At 59.4% G+C, this 20,866-nt stretch carries 23 protein-coding genes; 2 read left to right on the forward strand and 21 right to left on the reverse strand.

Annotated elements, in window-relative coordinates; translation table 11 throughout:
* Nucleotides 1-11: 11 nt before the first annotated feature.
* From ACMXYI_RS00640 to ACMXYI_RS00710, 15 genes are all read right to left on the reverse strand, one after another.
* On the reverse strand, nucleotides 12-611 hold the full coding sequence (locus tag ACMXYI_RS00640) for a YmfQ family protein (protein WP_415771078.1): 600 nt from the start codon (nucleotides 609-611) through the stop codon (nucleotides 12-14).
* Nucleotides 602-1,642, reverse strand: coding sequence for a baseplate J/gp47 family protein (locus tag ACMXYI_RS00645; protein WP_415771080.1), 1,041 nt, complete (start codon nucleotides 1,640-1,642; stop codon nucleotides 602-604). The genes ACMXYI_RS00640 and ACMXYI_RS00645 overlap by 10 nt, the downstream gene beginning before the upstream one ends.
* Nucleotides 1,632-2,030, reverse strand: coding sequence for a phage GP46 family protein (locus ACMXYI_RS00650; protein ID WP_038979177.1), 399 nt, complete (start codon nucleotides 2,028-2,030; stop codon nucleotides 1,632-1,634). The genes ACMXYI_RS00645 and ACMXYI_RS00650 overlap by 11 nt, the downstream gene beginning before the upstream one ends.
* Nucleotides 2,030-2,539: a phage baseplate assembly protein V gene (locus tag ACMXYI_RS00655; protein ID WP_415771082.1), complete on the reverse strand. Its 510-nt coding sequence runs from the start codon at nucleotides 2,537-2,539 to the stop codon at nucleotides 2,030-2,032. Before ACMXYI_RS00655 ends, ACMXYI_RS00650 begins: the two co-directional genes overlap by 1 nt.
* Nucleotides 2,540-2,575: 36 nt before the next feature.
* Nucleotides 2,576-3,616, reverse strand: coding sequence for a phage baseplate assembly protein (locus ACMXYI_RS00660; protein WP_415771084.1), 1,041 nt, complete (start codon nucleotides 3,614-3,616; stop codon nucleotides 2,576-2,578).
* 3 nt (nucleotides 3,617-3,619) lie between these two features.
* Nucleotides 3,620-4,858, reverse strand: coding sequence for a DNA circularization protein (locus tag ACMXYI_RS00665; RefSeq protein ID WP_415771086.1), 1,239 nt, complete (start codon nucleotides 4,856-4,858; stop codon nucleotides 3,620-3,622).
* Nucleotides 4,845-6,407, reverse strand: a complete 1,563-nt coding sequence (locus ACMXYI_RS00670; protein WP_415771088.1) for a phage tail protein — start codon at nucleotides 6,405-6,407, stop codon at nucleotides 4,845-4,847. The genes ACMXYI_RS00665 and ACMXYI_RS00670 overlap by 14 nt, the downstream gene beginning before the upstream one ends.
* 130 nt (nucleotides 6,408-6,537) lie before the next feature.
* Complete coding sequence (locus ACMXYI_RS00675) at nucleotides 6,538-6,834, reverse strand: phage tail assembly protein (RefSeq protein WP_046054588.1); 297 nt, start codon at nucleotides 6,832-6,834, stop codon at nucleotides 6,538-6,540.
* Nucleotides 6,831-7,178: a phage tail tube protein gene (locus ACMXYI_RS00680; RefSeq protein WP_282376942.1), complete on the reverse strand. Its 348-nt coding sequence runs from the start codon at nucleotides 7,176-7,178 to the stop codon at nucleotides 6,831-6,833. Before ACMXYI_RS00680 ends, ACMXYI_RS00675 begins: the two co-directional genes overlap by 4 nt.
* 67 nt (nucleotides 7,179-7,245) lie before the next feature.
* Entirely contained in the window at nucleotides 7,246-8,742 is a 1,497-nt protein-coding gene (locus tag ACMXYI_RS00685; RefSeq protein WP_415771090.1) for a phage tail sheath subtilisin-like domain-containing protein, read from the reverse strand.
* A complete protein-coding gene (locus tag ACMXYI_RS00690) occupies nucleotides 8,742-8,924 on the reverse strand; it encodes a DUF2635 domain-containing protein (protein WP_415771092.1) in 183 nt (60 codons plus the stop codon). The genes ACMXYI_RS00685 and ACMXYI_RS00690 overlap by 1 nt, the downstream gene beginning before the upstream one ends.
* A complete protein-coding gene (locus ACMXYI_RS00695) occupies nucleotides 8,921-9,505 on the reverse strand; it encodes a phage tail terminator protein (RefSeq protein ID WP_415771094.1) in 585 nt (194 codons plus the stop codon). Before ACMXYI_RS00695 ends, ACMXYI_RS00690 begins: the two co-directional genes overlap by 4 nt.
* 134 nt (nucleotides 9,506-9,639) lie before the next feature.
* Entirely contained in the window at nucleotides 9,640-9,987 is a 348-nt protein-coding gene (locus ACMXYI_RS00700; protein ID WP_056739181.1) for a phage holin family protein, read from the reverse strand.
* A 158-nt stretch (nucleotides 9,988-10,145) separates the two neighbouring features.
* Nucleotides 10,146-10,580, reverse strand: coding sequence for a tail fiber assembly protein (locus ACMXYI_RS00705; RefSeq protein ID WP_415771095.1), 435 nt, complete (start codon nucleotides 10,578-10,580; stop codon nucleotides 10,146-10,148).
* A gap of 537 nt (nucleotides 10,581-11,117) precedes the next feature.
* Nucleotides 11,118-11,852 (reverse strand): LexA family transcriptional regulator, encoded by a 735-nt coding sequence (locus ACMXYI_RS00710; protein ID WP_033053549.1) that lies wholly within the window; start codon nucleotides 11,850-11,852, stop codon nucleotides 11,118-11,120.
* Nucleotides 11,853-12,063: 211 nt separating this feature from the next.
* Between ACMXYI_RS00710 and mutS the strand changes: the two genes are divergently transcribed.
* A complete protein-coding gene (mutS, locus tag ACMXYI_RS00715; RefSeq protein ID WP_415771097.1) occupies nucleotides 12,064-14,643 on the forward strand; it encodes a DNA mismatch repair protein MutS in 2,580 nt (859 codons plus the stop codon).
* A gap of 142 nt (nucleotides 14,644-14,785) precedes the next feature.
* Nucleotides 14,786-15,109, forward strand: a complete 324-nt coding sequence (fdxA, locus tag ACMXYI_RS00720; RefSeq protein WP_003222178.1) for a ferredoxin FdxA — start codon at nucleotides 14,786-14,788, stop codon at nucleotides 15,107-15,109.
* A gap of 484 nt (nucleotides 15,110-15,593) precedes the next feature.
* On the opposite strand, the gene rpoS is transcribed toward fdxA, so the two are convergent.
* The 6 genes from rpoS to ispF form a co-directional block, all read right to left on the reverse strand.
* The gene (gene rpoS, locus ACMXYI_RS00725) at nucleotides 15,594-16,601 is read right to left on the reverse strand and encodes an RNA polymerase sigma factor RpoS (RefSeq protein ID WP_008154012.1); all 1,008 of its coding nucleotides are present in this window, start codon (nucleotides 16,599-16,601) and stop codon (nucleotides 15,594-15,596) included.
* A gap of 105 nt (nucleotides 16,602-16,706) precedes the next feature.
* On the reverse strand, nucleotides 16,707-17,564 hold the full coding sequence (locus tag ACMXYI_RS00730; RefSeq protein WP_415771098.1) for a peptidoglycan DD-metalloendopeptidase family protein: 858 nt from the start codon (nucleotides 17,562-17,564) through the stop codon (nucleotides 16,707-16,709).
* Between the two features lie 212 nt (nucleotides 17,565-17,776).
* On the reverse strand, nucleotides 17,777-18,412 hold the full coding sequence (locus ACMXYI_RS00735) for a protein-L-isoaspartate(D-aspartate) O-methyltransferase (RefSeq protein WP_177327881.1): 636 nt from the start codon (nucleotides 18,410-18,412) through the stop codon (nucleotides 17,777-17,779).
* A 41-nt stretch (nucleotides 18,413-18,453) separates the two neighbouring features.
* Entirely contained in the window at nucleotides 18,454-19,203 is a 750-nt protein-coding gene (gene surE, locus ACMXYI_RS00740; protein WP_033059906.1) for a 5'/3'-nucleotidase SurE, read from the reverse strand.
* Nucleotides 19,191-20,249, reverse strand: coding sequence for a tRNA pseudouridine(13) synthase TruD (gene truD / locus ACMXYI_RS00745; protein WP_415771099.1), 1,059 nt, complete (start codon nucleotides 20,247-20,249; stop codon nucleotides 19,191-19,193). The genes surE and truD overlap by 13 nt, the downstream gene beginning before the upstream one ends.
* Nucleotides 20,246-20,719 carry a 2-C-methyl-D-erythritol 2,4-cyclodiphosphate synthase gene (gene ispF / locus ACMXYI_RS00750; protein ID WP_010462780.1) on the reverse strand — a complete coding sequence of 158 codons (474 nt, stop codon included), beginning with the start codon at nucleotides 20,717-20,719 and terminating at the stop codon, nucleotides 20,246-20,248. The genes truD and ispF overlap by 4 nt, the downstream gene beginning before the upstream one ends.
* Between the last annotated feature and the right edge of the window lie 147 nt (nucleotides 20,720-20,866).

Below are 20,866 nucleotides of genomic sequence, written 5' to 3' on the forward strand. Positions count from 1 at the left end.
TCTTCTATCCTCTAGTCATAATTGATGTGCACCAGCGTGTGCGCTGGTGCGGTGCGATGGATCAGGCATTCCAGGGCAGAGCCTGGGTTCATGCCGAAGCGCTCTCCCCAATAGCTGGCGCCGAAGCGACGGCCCAGAAGCAAGCGGCCGCCGGTATTGAGGGTCCACATGAATTGCGCTTGCCAGGTGCCGAAGTGCGCGGCACCGAACCGTGAGCGGCCCATGCGTGGTGCTTTGAGTTCGGTGACGGTGGCGTTCGGGTAGCCCTGGCTGCGGGCAATATCGATGAAATAGGTCGCGTGCTGGCTGCCGACCGCGAGCAGACGTCGGCGTACGGCCAGACGGCGGTCGTCGAACAGCGGACTCAAGCCAAGACAAGGGTCGGGCAGGTCCATTACCCGCTCCCAATCCGGCACCAGTTCGCTGGCCCCGGCCAGGTCCATTTCGTTGAGCAGGTCGGCGGCGCGAGCGTCGAGGCGGGCCAGTTCCTGGGCTATGCCTTCAAGGACTTCTTCGAGTTCCGGGACCCGCTCGGGGTCCCACGCGGGACCGCTGGGTAGCAGGCTGCGCAGTTGGGCCTGGTATTGCGCGGCGGTTCTGATCACTGCCATACGCAACCTCCGAAGGTCAGCAACTGGTTGCTCGCAGCATTGACGTCGGAGGTAGGTGACTTGAGATCGTGATCACTTTCGCCGGTTGCGCTGCTGATGGCTTCACGGATGTGACTCACCAGCAAGGTGTCGCCCAGGCCGCCTTCGCGGTTATGCAGATCGCGCAGTTGCGCCTCAACGGCAGCGCGTACGGCCGTGGTGTCGGGCTTCAGGCTCAGTCGGTAGGTCACCGGCACTTGTACCGGTGGCAGCACACGCAATTCGGCGGTGACCGGGCGCAGAGGTTCGATGTAGGCCTGGACTTCAGCCAGTTGCTCGGGATTGGGGACGGGCTGCGCATCGTCGTCCCGCATGATGTACAGACTGACAATGCCGGGGCCGGGATAGCTGCCGCGACACCAGGCACGGGTCACCCCCGGACATTCGAGCGCCCAGGTTTCGTAGTCTTGCGCCGAACCACCGTGAGGAATGATCCGGTAAGAACGAATCACCCGCGACCGCAGGGATTCCAGACTTTCCCGAGCGATACCACCGGTCAACCCCGGCGCCAGCACCGTGAAGCTGTTGCCGATAATGCCCAGAACCGGCTGCACCGGAATCAGCGTCATGCCGGCGTCGGCATTGCCGAGGCTGCCGGCGTCGAGGGCGGCGATGGTGGTGCTGTTCAAGCCATTGCTGGTGGTGCGGGCGGAGGTGACTTTGTAAATGCGACCGTCGCTCGATTGCAGCAGCGTATCGACGTCCAGCACAGCGCCAGCGCTGGCGGTAAAGCTGACGCTGCCACTGGCCGATTGTGCGGCTTTGCGCGGCTGGTTCAGACGCAGTGCGGCGATCCGTTCCAGGGTCGATTCATCGGCCTTGTCCGGGAGGATCTGCTCGGCGATCCAGTTCAGGTAGCCATACAGGCCATAGGCGGCGCCACCGAGGGTGCGGGCCAGCACTTGCGCATCGGACTGGCGCAGCGAATCGCTGGCCAGGTCGCTTTGGGTGCGCTTGATCAGCACCGGTAGCGAAGGGGTTTCAAACGGCATAGATCACCTGCCAACTGTTATCAGGGTTGATGTCCAGGCGCTCGCCGTCGGCCAGGGTCAGGACCGTGCGCAGGTTCAGGCGCTGAGCGTCGAGGCGTTCGCTGATGATGTCGATGGCGCTGCAATGGCCGTCGTCGATCAGCCATTGCAAGGCTTCGCGGGCATAGAACTCGGCGTCCATCTGGGTCTGTCGGGTCAGCTTGACCCGGCGCAGCAGCCACAGGCGTGAGCCGATACGGTCGTCCGCCACCGTAGGAAAGGTGTCGCCCCACCAGCCGAAACGCTCTTCGTCATCGAGGGCATCGTCATCGGCGGCGCGGCGCCAGGTGAAGAGACTGATCAGCACTGAACGGGTCAGTGCGGCGTGGAGGTTTTGGCTGATAAACATCACTGGCCTCCCGCCGGCACGCCGGTCTGGCCGTTGCCCGCCTGCACGCCGACGTGCACGTGCTTGATCTGGCTGATGCCACCGGCAATCTGATCGCCTTGCGAGACGATCTTGCCGGTCTGGGTCAGGGTCGGTGTGTCGATGTTTACGCCGGTGCTGGCGCGGATGTTGAGGGTGGCGGTTTCGATGTCGATGATCCGTCCACGCTTGAAGTGGATCTTGTCGCCTTCGTCGGTGTAGATCGCTACCTCGCCCTGTGCCAGTGCCTTGAGGCGATAGCGGCGGTCGGCGACCACCAGCACGACGGCGTGGGAACGATCACCGCCCAAAAATGTGGCGATGCCTTCAGCGCCAGCCAGCGGATTGCTGGTGAAACCGTAGGGTTCGAAGTGCTCCATGTCGTCGTTCAGTTCGCCGGCGGTGAGGCGCATTTGCAGCGATTGAAGCTTGGTAGCCGAGTTGGCGAGCACGACAGTGCCGCGCGCCAGGAGGCGTGTCAGTAGGCTCATGTTGATTACCTTGTAGGAACGAGGCTTGGCGGGGTGTCAGGTTTTGGGAGGCACCGGATTCGCATCGAAGGTGTAAGGCGGCGCCACTTGCAGAGTGGTGACCGAGCCCTGTTCGGACAGCGAGTAAGTCACCTTGGAGATCAGCATGTCGTGGTCAAAACCCAACACCTTGTCGATCACCCGCACCACGGTGTTGTGCTTCCACAAATCACCGTTGGACTGCCGCCAACCTTGTACCCGATAGGTCGTGGTGCCAGCCTTGCCGACGCGAATACCGCTTTCCCAATCGGCACGTTGCTGCGCCAGTTCCGGGGTCAATTGCGCGCTTTCGCTGATCACGGTGATCCGTTTGCGCCCGATAATCGGGTCGGTGGAAACCCCGGACACTTCGCTCACGGCCGCACCGCTCTTCTCGTCGCCGCCCTTGTGCTGACCGATCACCCGGTACTCGGAGAACACCTGGCTGAAGTCCATCGGCGCGTTGGCCGACAGAATGTTCTTGCCCAGCTCAAGCACATCACTGGCTCGCCCACCGCTACCCGGTCGGGCCAGTACCACCCGACCTTCGGCGTCATCGGTGGAAAACACCCGAAACAGCGTGAGCAAGCGGTCGATCGACTGAAAGACCGTTTCCCCCGGCACGATGGTGTGGCTGCCGAGCCGCGCGGTTTCGGGGATTTCACTGACCACTTTCCCGGCATAAGGCGAGGCCAGCGCTTCGACGATGCTGAGTAACGATTGCTGATGCCATTGGTTGGGCGTGTTGATCGCCGCGCAGTCCACCAGGTCCTGAGTTTTCGAACTGCCTTCGATGCTCAGGCTGATCTGCCGCCCGTCATAGCTGATCGGCGCCTTGAACACATACCCGCTGAGCACCAGGTCGCAGCCGATTCGCACTTGGCAGGGCGCACCCGGGCGGATCGGCCGGTCGACCGTCTGCCCCGGCCATTGCCAGGTGATGTCGAGTTTGAAAGTGCGGAACTGACGCTCCAGATCCGCAGTGATTTCAACGCTTTTCCAGCCGCCGTACTCCAGACCGTCAACGGTCAGCAACACACTGTTGTCGAATTCATTCATGGTCTATTCCCCCAGGACTTTGACGTCGTCCAGCGGGAGAAAACCCGGATGAATAATGCCGTTGCGTTGTAGTACTTCAGCGATTCGCGTGGCGTCTCCACTTTGCTGGTAGATCACGACCAGCCCCGGAAGGCTTTGCTTGAAAGACTTGCTGACCAGTCGAACGCCCGACGACGCGACCGCTTTCAAATGCGCACGAAGCGCCTGTCGCAGATTGCTCATCGCCAGATAGTGCGCCGGATCAGCCTTGGCCTCGGGCAGCTTGAACACTTCCTCAAGTGCCGCACGCAAGGCCTCCAGATCGTCGACCACCGGAACGTCCTGATGCGTGGTCGGTTGCACAGCCTGATGCCCGACCGGCAGGTTAGTGACCCGCTTGACCGCCTGCGAAGCCACCGGCATCGACGCGACCCACTGGGCCACTTGCACAATCAAGGTGTCCTGCACCAGATTGGTCAGCGCCTGGGCCGCAGCGGTGGTGTCCTTGCCGGTGGTGAGCTTCGGCGCATCGGCCTTCTTGATGGCTTCGACCTGTTGGGAGACGTTGGCAATCACGCCACGATAACCTTCACGGGCGAAGTCCTTCAGTTCGTTGATGTCGCCGATCAATCCCTTGAATTCCGCCGCCACATCCTTGGGCAGCTCCTTGACGGCTTTGACCAGATCGCTGATCTGCTGGTACTCATCGATCAACGGCTGAAGGTGCTGCTGAATCACCTCGTAAGCCTCCTTGATGCTGTTGCGCAGGTTGGCAATGCCGATCCGCGCAGCCTTGATCAAGATCATCGCGTCTTCGAAACGCTTCACCGCGGAGCCCAGCAGGCTGTCCGCCGATACCAGCAATAGCTTCTGCGTGCTGACCGCCACCGTCGGAAACGGCACCGGTTGATCGGGGTAAAACTTCAGGGTAAAGGTCACCAGCCCGCCATCCTGGCGGGTGTGGGTCATATCGCATTCGCCGACCTTGACCTGCAGACGCCCCAACCACGGGTGAACCAGCTCACCACTGCCCTGCTCCAGCGCCTTGAGCAGTTTGTCGCGCTGCTCCAGACAATCGGGGCCAACGACAAATGCGGTCAAATCGTGAATCTTCGCCTGCAGGCCAAGGCCCTCGAAATACGGCAGATCCCGCTGCGGGTACTCGTGCAACTGGCCCTTTTGGCCGACCGGGTTTTTCGCCTGATCGACCCAGAACTGGGCGCCGCGAAACGACGCCGGCATCAAACGATCACGCCAGCTCATTGGAACCTCCAAGGGACAATGTGCGGTAGCCGATGCGCGAATTGAGCGCCAGCGCCGGTTGATTGGTTTGCGGCTGATCGGTGCGCATGCCGGCCGGCGCATTTTCGAAGCGCACGGTCAGGCCGCCTTCGAGTTGTGTGCGGTTGTTGGCGGCGCTTTGTTGAATCAGTGCGCTGGAGTTTTGTGTCAGGGAGCCAGGCTGCATCGAGGGTTTTTGCGGCAGATTACCGGGCACCACTGACAGGCGTTGTGGTTGCTCTACGCCTGCGCCAAAAAACGCCGGCGCAAACTTACCGTTGCCTTCGGCATTGGTTTTTTCTTGAGCCTCGGTCAGTCCTTCGACCTTGCCAGTCACGCTGGTGACAAGGCTGCCGAAACCACCGGCAAAGAATTCCTTGATCGGCGCGACGACGCCTTGCAGCTTGTCCCACCATTGGCTGAACCATTCGGTGATCGGCTCCCAACGCTGTTTGATCTCTTCCAGCGGAAACCAGTCAAACAGGCTGCGCAGCGTGTCGTACATCACCAGCGCCGGGTCCTTGATGCTGTCCCAGATCCCGGAAAACAGTTCGGTGACCGCGCCCCAGCCGGCGATGATCATCTCCCGCGGCGACCAGTCGAACAGGCCATGCAGAAAGTCCATGACCGGCACCGACAGCGCTCTGAGCAAGTCCCAGATCGCCGAAAACAAACCCGTCAACGGAGTCCAGTTGCTGATGATCAAACCCAGTGGCGACCAGGAAAAAAGCGTCTGGAAAAAACCGATTACCGGCGTGGCCGCCGCTTTGATGACGTTCCAGATCGCCGCGAACACAGCGGTGATCGGTCCCCAATGGCTGATGATTTGTCCCAGCGGCGTGAAGGCGAGCATCGTCTTGAAGAACTCGACCATGGGCATCACGACCGGAGCAATCTTTTGCCAGAGCCCGGCGAAGAACGCCGAAATGGGTTTCCAGTTGGCCACGATCAAACCGGCTGCCAGGGCGATGCCCGTGGCAATCAACACGATGGGATGGGTCTTGAGCACCATGCTCATCAGATCGAACACTTGGGTCGCGCCGGTCACGGCCGTTTGCATCGCCGAAAACGCAATGGCACCGGCCGCCAGTCCCTCGACCAGTTTCGGGTTGTCATTGAGCAGATTGCCAAAGCCAATGAGCAGCGGTTGAAGCCCTGCCGTGACGGTCGCGACGGCGGGTTGTAACGCGGTGTTTGCGGCAACCGACACCTGCTCCATCGACCGACTGAACACATTCAGGGTTTGCGCGGCGCTGGTCGGTACGCTCGGCACATCGACACCTTTGGCGGCCTCATTGACCTCGGTCAATTGGCCCTTGAACGCAGCGGACGCCTTGATCCCGTCCACGAAGGGCGTGATCACGCTGCCACCCTTGAACAGACCGCTGATGTCCAGCTTGCCCAGCCCCGTCTGCTCAAGATGTGTTCTGAAGCCCTCGATCCTCGCTCGAAGGCCGGCGAGCTTGGGGGTCAGTTCATCGATCCCCGTCAGCCGGACCGATTTTTTATCTTCCTTTTCCATGTCTGCCATCACTGCACCTGCTGCATCGCATTGATCCGTTGCGCGTGCTCCAGCGATTCGCGGAGCACATCCAGTGGCCTGGCCATCATCTGTTCGGGGTCAACCTTCCAGAACCAGGCCAGGTCATAGGCGACTGAAATCAGGTCGGTGATGGCTCCGACGCCGCACTCATGAAAAAACTCGCGACAGCCCAGCTCAGCGCGTTGAGGTCAGCCAGGTCCAACTGATTGACCGACGACGGCGGGATGCCGGCGCACACCGCGATGTATTTGGCCGCGACGTCCATGTCGAGGCTGACTTCTTCGCTCTTGTCGATCTTGTACGGCAGCGCCTTGATCGCTCGAACTTCCTGCACCGTCGGGCGGCGCAGGTTGAGTTCGGTCAAGGGCTCGCCGTGTGCTTCGATCGCAACCTGAAGCTTCACGGCACCAGTCATTGCCAGGTCCCCTTGATGCCTTCGAATTTCAGTTCGATGGTGGCGTCGTCGCCTTTGGAGACAGGCTCTTCAACCAGGTAGGCGCCGGCCAGTACGTAGACTTTGCCGTTGCTGAATTCGCAGGTGACGGTCATGTCGGTGCCTGCGATCAGTTGCTTGAGCGGGAAGTCCGCGGTGTGCAGCGCCGTCACTTTGAACGACGGGGAAATGTCGGTTTCCTTGTAGAAACCCGGTACGACGGTTTCCCGTTTCACAGCCATCAACGGCGCTTCGCAGCCGCCATTGATAGTCAGTTGAGCGCCGTCCACTTTGACGTAGCAGGTGCCCGCAATCAGTTGACCCATGGTGTTTCTCCCTTCAAATAAAAAGCCCACACGCGGTGGGCTGAAATCACACAGTCAAAGGCAGCGATCAGGCTGCGTCGTCGTACTGCAGACGGAATTGGTTGAGCAGCGCGAACACGCGCAGACCGTTGATGTAATCCGGCGGGAACAGCACGTTGACCCGGCTCGGGTCCTGCACGTCGCGCTCGACGATCAAGTGCTCGGCAAACAGCTCGGCGTTTTCGACGTGGCCTTCCAGTTCGAGCTTGGCGTACTGGGCGATCAGCTCACCGCGGATGGTGCTCGGGGTCACGATCGGCTGGCCGGCGCCGAAACGGGTGCCGTCGGAGGCCAGTTTGTGGCGACCGTATTTGCTGGTGATCACGCTTTGCAGACGACGTACGATGAACGCCGACTGGTGCATGGTTTCGCTGTCCAGGTAGGAGTTGTCTGCCTGGCCGTAGGCGTTCTTCTGATAGGTGGTAATCGAACGCTGAATGCGCACGTAGCCGCCTTCGTAGTACGCGGTGGCGATCCCGTAGTTGAGCAGCGACTGACGCTCGGTCAGGGTGAAACGCTCACTGGCGGGTGCCGGGTCGAGACCTGGCAGGCTGCCGCTTTGGGTCGGACGGCTGGCGTCGGCGGAGATGAACACCGACGTGCGCGCAGCGAGTGCAGCGGCCTGAATCCAGAACGGTTGCGGTACGCCCGGTTCCAGCGCCTGAAGGGTCATGTGCTGGTCATTACGCGCCTGGCCGGCAGCAACCAAAGTACCAATGGTGCCGCGCTTGGCGCTGTAGACATGACCGAACAATTGCTTGGCCCACGACCAACGACCAGTGCTGTCATCCATGACGGCTTGCCAGGTGTTGAGGGTCGACAGGTCCGAGAATGGCATGCAGATGAACTCGAACGGTTCATCGCCCAGCGCCGCTACCGCAGCGACCTGATCCGGCACACCGGCGCCGCCGGTCATGGCGGTGATGGCCATGGTCAGGCCGGCCGGAGTCTCTTCGCCGTTGCTCTTGCCCAGGCGATTGAATTGCAGGCTGATGTCGTTGCCGCTGTCGCCAGTCCATTTGGCGCTCAGGGTCACGATGCCTTCTACGGCTGAAGCGCTGACCGGCAAATCTGCCGAGGCGTTGATTTTCAGGGCCAGTGCGGTAGCAGCTTGAGCTGCCGTGGCACCGTTGACGATGGCCGCTTGAACGCGAACGCCGCCGACGTACAGGTTGAGAACACCGCTTTGAGTGGCCGCGCCGGTCAGGGTCAACACGCCCTTGGCGATGCTGCCTTCAGTGTTGTGCAGCGGCAGGCACCAGATCTCGCCGATCGGGTCGGTCTTGCGCCAGGTTTCATACATCGAGGCGAGCATCGAGCCCTGGCCGCCAATGCTTTTTGCCAGCGCCACGCTGGACACCAACACCAGTTTGCCGACGTCGGCGGGCGCAGTGTTGTCGTTGACCTGAGCGACGATCAAACGGCGCATGGCCGACGACGCGCTATTGGCGGCCGAATTGTCCATTTCTGCGTAGAACAGCGGAACACGAATGTCCGCGGGGATGTTGCTGAATCCGATCGCCATTATTTGGCTCCCTGTGGTTTTGCCGCTTTCACGGCTTTTGTAGTGATATCGCCATCGGCCAGACGTCGACGCCACCAGGCGTTTTCCGGCACTTCACGGCCCTCGAGGGGCAACAGATCGCCCGCTTCCGGGTCCGGCACGGCGCGGCCTGGGGCAGGCAGCACGGTGATGCGTTTGCTCATGGGGTTACGTCTCCAGAGAAAGTCAGTTCCAGGCGTCCGTCGGGGCCTGGGCGTTTCAGATTGAGGTCCGCCGGGTCGATCGCATCGACCCGCACGGTGACCCCGGTAAAGGACGACAAGTCGTCCAGTTCACGTTCGTGCCAGCTCTCCGCAGGTTGACCAGGCAGATTGCGGCCGAGCTGGAACTCGGCATAAAAGCGCAGGCGATACAGCACGCGGTTGCTGTTGATGGAAACCCGCTCGCCGCCGTCGTAGGCGATGGCGTCGTAATCACTGCCAGGCTTGAAACCCACCAGCGCCCGCCACAGTTCGGCCCGCAGGTCGTGCAATAGATCCAGCGCTTTTGTAGCGTCGGTGGTGTCAAGCACCAGGGTCACTTCGAAGCAGTCGCGGATCGGTTGCAGGGTTTGGTTTTGCGCCACACTTTTACTTGCCAGATCGGCGAGCGGTACGACATAGGCGCAAGGGGTTTGCAGCGGATTGCTGGCTTGTAGCGTGTCAAGGTCGATGCCGGCAGCCACGCGACCGGCGAGGGTTGGGCAGTGATCACGCAGTTGCGAAATCAGCGGGGTGATCTTCATGGTGTTTTCACCGGGCAATAAAAAACCCGCTTGTTGGCGGGTTTGAGTGAAAGGTACTGGCCTTGGGAAACCCGCGTCCTTGCGGGGCGGATGCCGGTCGGCACCGCTGCTCGCCATTCCATTGGGCTTTGTGTTCAGTGGTCCTGGCGGGTATCTCGCGGCGGCACTTCGCAAACGCCAATCCGCTTGGCCGCCCAGCGTTCATAAAGGCCAATGGCAACATCTGCCCCGGCCATCGCGGTAAGGCAACCGAACGCGCAAGCCGTCCAGATCGACACGCCGGCGGCATACAGCAGCATGATTGCCGAGACCCCGCAGACCATGCAGGCCCCGGATCGCAAGGCCAGGCGCCGCAGCAATGACCAGCCGCGAGCGCCCTCCTTGTCGGCGCGCCACATTTCGCCGGACACCCCGCCCACCAGGGCGAGGACGATGACGAGCCAGATCGGCATGTCCAGCAACGCTTGTTGCTCGTTTGTCATGTCACGCCTCCCGGGGGTGATTGATGAGTGATGTGTGTGTGTCTTTCAAACGGTGTTTCTTGAGTTGCCTGACGTTAGGTAGGCATTCCAAAAAGCCCGGCATCGGCCGGGCTTTTCAGTAATGCGGTCCCGTCTCTGGGTTTGACTGTCCTGGCGAATTACCAGGGCGCTACTGGCCAGTTGATCGTGGACGGATAGCCGGGTTGATTTTTTACTTCGCTGACGGCAACAACGTATTGCTTGTAAGCAAGCAATACCGCCTCATCTGCAGAAGTGGCGAGGCCGAGATCTACCTTGTATTGCAAGGGGTTGAACATCAGCCAACGAGCAGCCTCATCAAACCGCTTTTGCATGCGAGCTGAGGTAAGAATGAGATACTCCTCATGAGTCGGCTCAGTGAAGACCCATCCCCTATCAAAAAAATACTGAGCCTTCCATCCCACTTGAGCTGTTGTGTCACCTGTTACATCAAGCCATGAACCAGACACTCCATCTGGCTGGGTAGTGGGCATGGCTTCTTCAGTGTCCAACACCTGGATGACTATTGAATAGCCGGTTTTATAGGCTGTTTCTATGAGTACATAACGGTTCATTCTGTTGTCCTTACGATTGTCTCAACGCACGCTGATTTTCAGTTCTGCCCACCTGCCGGCGCGTTGATAACTTCAGGTAGGTATTCCAAAAAGCCCGGCACTCGCCGGACTTTTCAGTAATGCGGTCCTTCGCCCTCCTTTAATCCTGCGTCAAAAAGGAAGCTGACTTTTCGGCGCTACTGGCGCGGTACGAGTCCATTCAAATTGTTTTTTCCGACCGCGGTCCCTGCCCGCCGGATAACTGCTTCTGGTGCTTTACGCTGCACACCTGGGTCAGTTGCCAACCCTCTGAACCGTTGAGGCCGGTTCATCGCTGCCTTTGTGGTGGCACTAAAGAGCTTCGTTTCGAGCTGCTTTGTTGAGCGGCTTGAGACAAAGAATATGCATGGATGCATATACAGTCAATGCATAAACGCATTTATTTATGCATTGAAAATGCACAGACGCATGAAAGCCCCGCAAGCAAAGGCGCTGAAGGCTTTTCGGCAGGCGAAAAAAAACCCGCTCGGTGGCGGGTTTTATCTGACAGCGGTGGGGTTAACGGGCGTACATGCCCCACCAGAAGACGTGACCGAGGATGACAATTTGCTCTTCCTGGATTTCCTGGAAGGTGTAGTCCTCGTCCGGATGTTCATCGCGATTGAAGCTGCGCAGGCGTATCCCGGTAGGCAGGCGATAAAGCTGTTTCACCCGCAGCTGGCCGTTATGGTTGATGGCATAAAGATCGCCATCCACGATATCGCCGATCCCGCACTTGCCGGCATTAACGCCGACGGTGGCACCGTCGCGCAGTACCGGCAACATACTGTTGCCGCGCACCGTCACGCATTTGGCCTGATCGAACTGCACGCCGTTGTGGCGCAGACTTCGCTTGCCGAAGCGCAGGCTAGAGCGCTCGCTCTCTTCGATAACGAACCTTCCTGATCCTGCAGCCAATTCAACCTCGCGAAGAAAGGGGACTGATACCTCGTCATCATCGACGGGCGTATCGTCGTCCCACAGACTTATGTCCTTGAGTTCCGAATGCAATTGATCGCGCCCGGTGCTGGCTGCCGGCGCGACATCCGCACGGCCCCGCAACTGGTCGGTGCTCACGGCGAAGTACTCGGCGATCTTCGAGATGTGTTTATCCGAGGGATCGACGATCTTCCCGCTGAGGATCCGCGAGAGAGTGGATTGAGGCACGCCGGTGCGACGGTGAAGCTCCGTAGGGGAGATCCCGTGCTGATCGAGCAGCGCTCTTAATACGGTAGAAACATTGCGTTTTTGCATAAAGCGCATAGTGCTTGTTCTTTTAGCGGAAGACAAATGCCAAATTGCATAAATTGCGCATATGTCGTGCATAGACAGAAGAAATGTATCGCAGGGCTTTCATGCCTGCGTCGGGTGGACCGCCCATGTTAACCTTGCGCCCATCGCGGAAAAGCCGGGCCGATGCCCCTCCTTTGCCCTACACCTTTCAACGAATTTGCCTGATTATCCGATGAATAAAGCGCTCTCCGATCTGTCCTCCCACACGCCAATGATGCAGCAGTACTGGCGCCTGAAAAACCAGCACCCAGACCAGCTGATGTTCTACCGCATGGGCGACTTCTACGAGATCTTCTATGAAGACGCGAAGAAGGCCGCCAAATTGCTGGACATCACCCTGACCGCCCGCGGGCAGTCGGCAGGTCAGGCTATTCCCATGTGTGGGATTCCTTACCACGCCGCGGAAGGTTACCTGGCGAAACTGGTCAAGCTCGGCGAGTCGGTGGTGATCTGTGAACAAGTCGGCGACCCGGCGACCAGCAAAGGGCCGGTGGATCGTCAGGTGGTGCGGATTATCACACCGGGTACGGTCAGCGACGAAGCGCTGCTGGATGAGCGTCGGGACAACCTGATCGCGGCGGTGCTGGGTGACGAGCGTCTGTTCGGCCTGGCGGTGCTGGATATCACCAGCGGCAACTTCACCGTGCTGGAGATCAAGGGCTGGGAAAACCTGCTGGCGGAACTGGAGCGGGTCAATCCGGTGGAGCTGATGATCCCGGACGACTGGCCGAAAGATCTGCCGGCGGAGAAACGTCGTGGGGTTCGTCGCCGTGCGCCGTGGGATTTCGAACGTGACTCGGCACTGAAAAGTCTTTGCCAGCAGTTTTCCACCCAGGACCTGAAAGGTTTCGGTTGCGAGAACCTGACCCTGGCCATCGGCGCCGCGGGTTGCCTGCTCAGCTACGCCAAGGAAACCCAGCGCACCGCCCTGCCCCATTTGCGCAGCCTGCGTCATGAACGCCTGGATGACACCGTGGTGCTGGACGGCGCAAGCCGGCGCAACCTGGAACTGGACACCAACCTGGCTGGCGGTCGCGACAACACGTTGCAATCGGTGGTCGATCGCTGCCAGACCGCCATGGGCAGCCGTCTGCTGACCCGCTGGCTGAACCGTCCGCTGCGGGATCTGACCGTATTGCTGGCGCGCCAGACCTCGATTACCTGCCTGCTCGACGGTTACCGCTTCGAGAAATTGCAACCGCAGCTCAAGGAAATCGGCGACATCGAGCGAATCCTGGCGCGGATCGGCCTGCGCAATGCCCGCCCTCGTGACCTGGCTCGCCTGCGCGATGCGCTCGGTGCATTGCCTGAGTTGCAGGTTGCGATGACCGAGCTGGAAGCTCCACACATTATTCAACTGGCGAAGACCACCAGCACCTACCCGGAACTGGCGGCCCTGCTGGAAAAAGCCATCATCGACAACCCGCCCGCGGTGATCCGAGACGGCGGCGTGTTGAAAACCGGTTACGACGCCGAGTTGGACGATTTGCAATCGCTCAGCGAAAACGCCGGGCAGTTCCTGATCGACCTCGAAGCACGCGAAAAGGCCCGTACCGGTCTGTCGCACCTGAAAGTCGGTTACAACCGCATTCATGGCTACTTCATTGAGTTGCCAAGCAAGCAGGCTGAGTCGGCGCCGGCAGACTATATCCGTCGCCAGACGTTGAAAGGTGCCGAGCGCTTCATTACGCCGGAACTGAAGGCGTTTGAAGACAAGGCCCTGTCGGCGAAGAGCCGCGCCCTGGCTCGCGAGAAGATGCTCTACGAAGCACTGCTCGAAGATTTGATCGCCCAGTTGCCACCGCTGCAAGACACCGCCGCGGCACTGGCCGAGCTGGACGTGCTGAGCAACCTTGCCGAACGTGCGCTGAACCTCGATCTGAACTGCCCGCGCTTCGTCAGTGAGCCGTGCATGCGCATCAGCCAGGGTCGTCACCCGGTGGTCGAGCAAGTGCTGACCACGCCGTTCGTGGCCAACGACCTGAGCCTCGACGACAACACCCGCATGCTGGTGATTACCGGTCCGAACATGGGCGGTAAATCCACCTACATGCGCCAGACCGCTCTGATCGTGCTGCTGGCACACATCGGCAGCTTCGTACCGGCAGCGAGTTGCGAGTTGTCTCTGGTGGACCGGATCTTTACCCGGATCGGTTCCAGCGATGACCTGGCCGGCGGGCGTTCGACCTTCATGGTCGAAATGAGCGAAACCGCGAACATTCTGCACAACGCCACCGAGCGCAGCCTGGTGCTGATGGACGAAGTCGGTCGCGGCACCAGCACCTTCGACGGTCTGTCCCTGGCGTGGGCTGCGGCCGAACGCCTGGCGTATCTGCGGGCTTATACGCTGTTCGCCACTCACTACTTCGAGCTGACGGTGTTGCCGGAAGCCCAGCCGCTAGTGGCCAACGTGCACCTCAATGCCACTGAGCACAACGAACGCATCGTGTTCCTGCACCACGTGCTGCCAGGGCCTGCCAGCCAGAGCTACGGCCTTGCGGTTGCGCAGTTGGCCGGTGTGCCGAGCGAAGTGATCGTGCGCGCTCGCGAACACTTGGGGCGGCTGGAAGCGACCGCCCTGCCTCATGAGGTTCCCAAGACTGCCAAAGGCAAACCGGCCGCGCCGCAGCAGAGCGACATGTTCGCCAGCCTGCCGCATCCGGTGCTGGATGATCTGGCAAAACTCGATCTGGACGACATGACACCGCGTCGGGCGCTCGAAATGCTCTATACACTAAAGACACGGATCTAACGCACTTGCCTGCAAGCTGTTAGAATCTCGCGCGGTTTGGGATGCTGCTGGCTTATAGCCTGACCAGCAGACTATCGCTCCCAAACCTGGCGACCCCAACGTGAAGGGGCTCCGCTGCCGCCGCCTGAGGAGAAAATTAGAAATGACCTTCGTCGTCACCGACAACTGCATCAAGTGCAAGTACACCGACTGCGTAGAAGTCTGTCCGGTGGACTGCTTTTACGAAGGCCCGAACTTCCTGGTGATTCACCCGGATGAGTGCATCGACTGCGCACTGTGCGAACCAGAATGCCCTGCCGTGGCCATCTTCTCCGAAGATGAAGTCCCGGAAGACATGCAGGAATTTATTCAGCTGAACGTTGAGCTGGCGGAAATCTGGCCCAACATCACCGAGAAGAAAGAATCGTTGCCCGATGCCGAAGAGTGGGATGGCGTCAAAGGCAAGATCAAAGATCTCGAACGCTGATTACCCCCGCGTTCTCGAAAAGGCCCCTTGTGGGCCTTTTTGCTTTTCTGCAGGCAAAAAAAAGGGGCGGTTTGACCCGCCCACATTTTTTCCCTATTCCCTGTGTTCCTTTTCATCGTCCTGATGAATCGCTTCCTGCGATGTCCTTTTCCCTCATCCTTGAAGGGCGTGTCTGTCCGTCGACACAGTTCAGATACTAGAGAGTTCCCTACCAAGAGCAATCACCCCCGCTAGCTGAAACTGGCTGTCACAAGCTGTTAATCTAAAAAAATAATTATATAAATCAATTAGTTAATCTTATCTCACGTAAGAATATGTACGACTGCTACCCATGAAACTAGCGAACACTTACGAAAGAGTAAGCAAACACTTACAGCGAGAGACTACAAACCAGAGGGATTACGGAGGGAACTCCCAGCCCGTCTCCCAGGCAATAAAAAACCCCGAACCAGTCGGGGCTTTTAGGGCTTACTCAGCAAATTGCTTATTGAAACAGCGACTCGCTCGACAGGCCATTCTTCTCGAGAATCTCCCGAAGACGCTTCAGGCCTTCAACCTGAATCTGTCTGACCCGCTCCCGGGTCAGGCCAATCTCCAGGCCTACATCTTCAAGCGTGCTGCTCTCGTGACCGCGCAGGCCAAAGCGGCGTATCACCACTTCGCGTTGCTTGTCGGTCAGCTCCGAGAGCCATTGATCGATGCTCTGGGACAGGTCGTCATCCTGCAACAGTTCACATGGATCGGTTGGACGGTCATCGGTTAGGGTGTCCAGCAGGGTTTTATCCGAATCCGGACCCAGCGAGACGTCGACCGAAGAAACCCGCTCGTTCAGGCCGAGCATGCGCTTGACCTCTCCCACTGGTTTTTCCAGCAGGTTGGCAATTTCTTCGGGCGAGGGTTCGTGATCGAGTTTTTGCGTCAGCTCCCGTGCAGCCCGCAGGTACACGTTGAGCTCTTTGACCACATGAATCGGCAACCGGATGGTCCGGGTCTGATTCATGATCGCGCGCTCGATGGTCTGACGAATCCACCAGGTCGCGTAGGTCGAAAAGCGGAAGCCGCGTTCGGGGTCGAACTTCTCTACTGCCCGGATAAGCCCGAGGTTGCCCTCTTCGATCAGGTCCAGCAGCGACAGGCCACGATTGACGTAACGCCGGGCGATTTTCACCACCAGCCGCAGGTTACTTTCAATCATGCGTTTGCGCCCAGCCGGATCTCCACTTTGCGACAAGCGCGCAAAATGAACTTCTTCTTCGGGGGACAGCAGAGGGGAAAAGCCAATCTCATTGAGGTACAGCTGCGTGGCATCGAGTGCACGCGTGTAGTCAATGTACTTGTGTTGCTTTAACGAGGCGGAGTGTTTGGATTTGGCACGAACGGAAGGTGGAGCAGCCCCTTCATCATTCGACATCGAATCCGTACCGATGCCGGTCTCCATCAGGAGAACCTCATCGTCGATGTCAAACTCCGGCACTTCTTTACTGAGAGCCATTGTTATAGTCCTTTGGTGAGTTCGACCTCAGGCTCAAGCGGCGCCTCTATCCTTGGCAACGCTGGAGCCTGTTCCCTCTACGCGACGGAACAGGCTGGAAAGCGATCAACGACGCGGCAGGAATTGCAGCGGATCTACAGGTTTACCTTGTCGGCGAATCTCAAAATGCAGCTTCACCCGGTCTGTACCCGTTGACCCCATTTCGGCAATTGTCTGTCCGACTTTGACCTGCTGCCCCTCCCGAACCAACAGCCTGCGGTTATGTCCGTAGGCACTGACGTAGGTATCGCTGTGTTTGATGATGACTAATTCGCCGTAGCCCCTTAAGCCACTCCCGGCGTATACCACCGTCCCATCAGACGCAGCTAAAACAGGCTGTCCCAAATCCCCGGCGATATCAATTCCTTTATTCAAACTGCCGTTTGAAGAGAATTTTCCAATGAGAATGCCATTAGATGGCCATCCCCAGCCGGTCGGGGCCGGACCGGCAGGAGGCATCGGAGCAGGGGTCGACTTGCTGGCGACGGACGGTGCAACCACTGCTGTGCTGGTGGTTGCGCCATTCGCCTGGCGCCGGATAACCGTGGTTTTCAGCGATGAAGAAGGTGTTGAATCTATGGAGCTGGCCACCGGCGTCGGCGTTGAACCGGTGCGACCGTCAAAGCGAATCGTCTGACCCGGATGGATCGTGTAAGGCGTAGGAATGTTGTTGCGTGCCGCGAGGGCTTTGTAGTCCCAGCCGTAGCGAAAGGCAATGGAGAACAAGGTGTCTTTAGGTCGAACGACGTATTGACCCGTGGTCACTGCCGGACGCTGGGCGACAGCGTTGTTGCGATCGACGACGCGTACTTCACTCGACTTGTTGCTGGAGCAACCGACCAGCAAGGTGCTCAAGGCAAGGCCAGTCACCAGGCGCTGAAAGCTCGTTTTACCCATTCGCTGCGCAATGACTGTGAGACTCACCCGCCGCTCCCTTTGTGGTGGCTGAAAATGTGGATTGCCGTGTTCCGGCATTGAAATGTCGCAAGTATAACGAGCCGTGCAGGCTTTACCTTTAATGAAGCGTAATGGCTTCGCGCACACGTTTGCTGCCTGACGATGAATCCCGTTTAACCGATCGATCCCGCTGTAAGACAGGAGCAATCGAAGAGAATTCAGCGCGCTGAAACAAATGCTCAGGCGAGTGGCCCATTGAGTAACGGGACGAAGCGAACAGCCCCCAGAACACGCCTGGAAAAGCCCTGCTCTTCCCGGATGATCAGCATCAATTGTTGAACCTCACCCGATCCGACCGGGATCACCAACCGCCCTCCGGGCGCCAATTGATCAAGCAGCGCCTGAGGTACATCGGTCGCCACCGCGGTCACGATAATGCCGTTGTACGGCGCCAGCGCCGGCCAGCCTTCCCAACCATCGCCCCAGCGGAACACCACGTTGCGCAGGTTCAGTTCCACCAGGCGTTCCTTGGCCCGGTCCTGCAGAACCTTGATGCGTTCGACGGAAAATACCCGCTCGACCAGTTGCGACAGCACCGCCGTCTGATAACCCGAGCCGGTGCCGATTTCCATCACCTTGTCGAGAGGACCAGCCTCCAGCAGCAGCTCGCTCATGCGAGCCACCATATAAGGCTGCGAGATGGTCTGGTTATTGCCGATCGGCAGCGCCGTGTCTTCATAGGCACGGTGAGCCAGCGCCTCGTCGACGAACAGGTGACGCGGTGTACGGCGAATGACTTCCAGCACCTTGGCGTTGCAGATTCCTTCTTCATACAGGCGCTGAATAAGGCGCTCACGGGTCCGTTGTGAGGTCATCCCGATGCCACGACGCAGAATATCGTCTTGTTCACGAGCCATTAGTTCAGCCCCTCCAGCCAGCCATCGAGACTTCTGAAGGCATCATTAAAGGTGCGATCCAGTTGCAGTGGGGTGATTGAAACATAGCCTTGCATCACCGCATGAAAATCGGTGCCCGGGCCGCCGTCTTCGGCATCCCCCGCCGCCGCAATCCAGTAACCGGATTTACCGCGCGGATCGACCACTTTCATCGGCGCTGCAGCACGTGCGCGATGTCCGAGGCGGGTCAGCTGAATACCGCGGATGTGATCCAGCGGCAAATTGGGAATGTTCACGTTCAGTACCGTACGCGGTGGCAGTTCAAGGTCCGCGTGAGCCTCTACCAGTTTGCGCGCAAAGTACGCGGCTGTGGGAAGGTTCTCCACTTGCCGTGAGGCCAACGAGAAGGCAAACGAAGGAAGCGCCAGGAAACGACCCTCAAGGGCCGCCGCCACGGTGCCGGAATACAACACGTCATCACCCAGGTTGGCGCCCAGGTTGATGCCCGAAACCACCATGTCCGGCTCGCGTTCCAGCAAGCCATTGAGGCCCAGGTGCACGCAATCGGTCGGTGTGCCATTGAGGCTGATAAAGCCGTTGGCCAGGGTTTGCGGGTGTAACGGACGGTCGAGCGTCAGCGAGCTGCTGGCGCCGCTTTTGTCTTGGTCCGGGGCGATAACCACGCATTCGGTGTAATCCGCCAGCGCAGCATAAAGCGCGGCGAGACCGGGTGCGGTTACCCCATCGTCGTTAGAAATCAGAATACGCATGGGCTGTCCGTCTGCCCCACCGGCACCAGATCAACGAGCTCGCGCACCAATACGGTGGCGAAGCATCCGGCCGGGAGGACGAATTCCAGTTGCAGAATGTCAGGCTCGGGATAATGCCACGTCAACCCACCAATGGGCAGCCGCAGGATGCGACGTTCGTGGCTCATACCGGCGTTAATCAACCAATCACGCAAGTCCGCTTCGCGAGTGGCGATTGCCTGCTCCAGTTCATGGACAGCGCCAGTGGCCGGCGAGTCACCTTCGCCCCACTGCGGACCGGTCGGGTGCAGATCGAGAATCGCCAGACGCGGGTCGCTGCATTCCGCTTCACCGGCCGGAAAGAAGCTGCGACTGTCGGTGAAGGCCAGCAGATCGCCGACCTGGGCTTGCTGCCAGGTGCCATCGGCGACGCGCGCCGCCAACACCTGATTGAATAGAAAACTGCGCGCGGTAGAGAGCAGACGCGAACGCACGTTGCGCTGCTCCGGCAAGGCTTTGCGAGCAGCCCACGCACGGGCATCGACCACGTTACCGCCGTCAAAGCCAAAACGCTGAGCTCCGAAATAATTGGGAATACCTTGCTTGGCGATCAGTTGCAGACGCTCGTCGATCGCCGCTTTGTCGCCAGCGAATTGCGTCAGTCGCAACGTAAAGCCATTGGCCGAGTGAGCACCGCGTTGCAGCTTGCGTTTGTGTCGGCCGGTCTTGAGGATTTTCAGTGTGTCGTTTTCTGCCGCCGACAGATCAGGATCAGCCTTGCCTGGCAGCTGCACGCTGAACCACTGGCGAGTCAGTGCCTGACGATCCTTGAGGCCCGCGTAACTGACGGTGCGCAACGGCACGCCCGCCGCCTTGGCGATCCGCCGTGCTGCTTCTTCGGTATTCAGGCCGCGCTTTTCCACCCAGATCCACAAGTGTTCGCCGTCGCCACTGAGGGGGATATTGAGGACTTCATCGACCTGAAAATCTTCTGCCGTGGCTTTTAATACTGCGGTGCCGAGGGCTTCGCCATAGGCCCGTGGGCCGAGCAATTGCAGTTCGTTCATGCGCGCAGCAACAAGGCAACGGAGTGCACGGCAATGCCTTCTTCGCGACCGACAAAGCCGAGCTTTTCGGTGGTGGTAGCTTTCACGTTCACTTGATCCAACTCAACTTGAAGATCCGCGGCAATCAGCGCGCGCATCGATTCGATATGCGGGGCCATTTTCGGGGCCTGAGCGACGATGGTGTTATCGACGTTGCCGACCTTCCAGCCCTTGGCGTGGATCAGTGCGACGACGTGACGCAACAGCACTCGGCTGTCGGCGCCCTTGAATGTCGGGTCGGTGTCCGGGAAATGCTTGCCGATATCACCCAGCGCAGCGGCGCCGAGCAAGGCATCGCTCAAGGCGTGCAGCAGGACGTCACCGTCGGAGTGAGCGAGCAGCCCGAAGCCGTGTGCAATGCGCACGCCGCCCAGAGTAATGAAATCGCCTTCAGCGAAACGGTGCACATCATAGCCGTGGCCAATACGCATAAAAAAACGCCCCGATTTTTGTCAGGGCGTGATTCTACCTGCTTTGTCGAACATTAGGGTCTGTTGACGTTTGGTGGCGAGCCGCGTTGCAGTGCCAAGTTGTGTGAGGCAAGGCGCGGGATGCAGCCAATGGTTGTTCCCTTGGCA

Origin of the sequence: Pseudomonas lyxosi (genome assembly GCF_047758685.1) — a bacterium.
Classification (GTDB): domain Bacteria; phylum Pseudomonadota; class Gammaproteobacteria; order Pseudomonadales; family Pseudomonadaceae; genus Aquipseudomonas; species Aquipseudomonas lyxosi.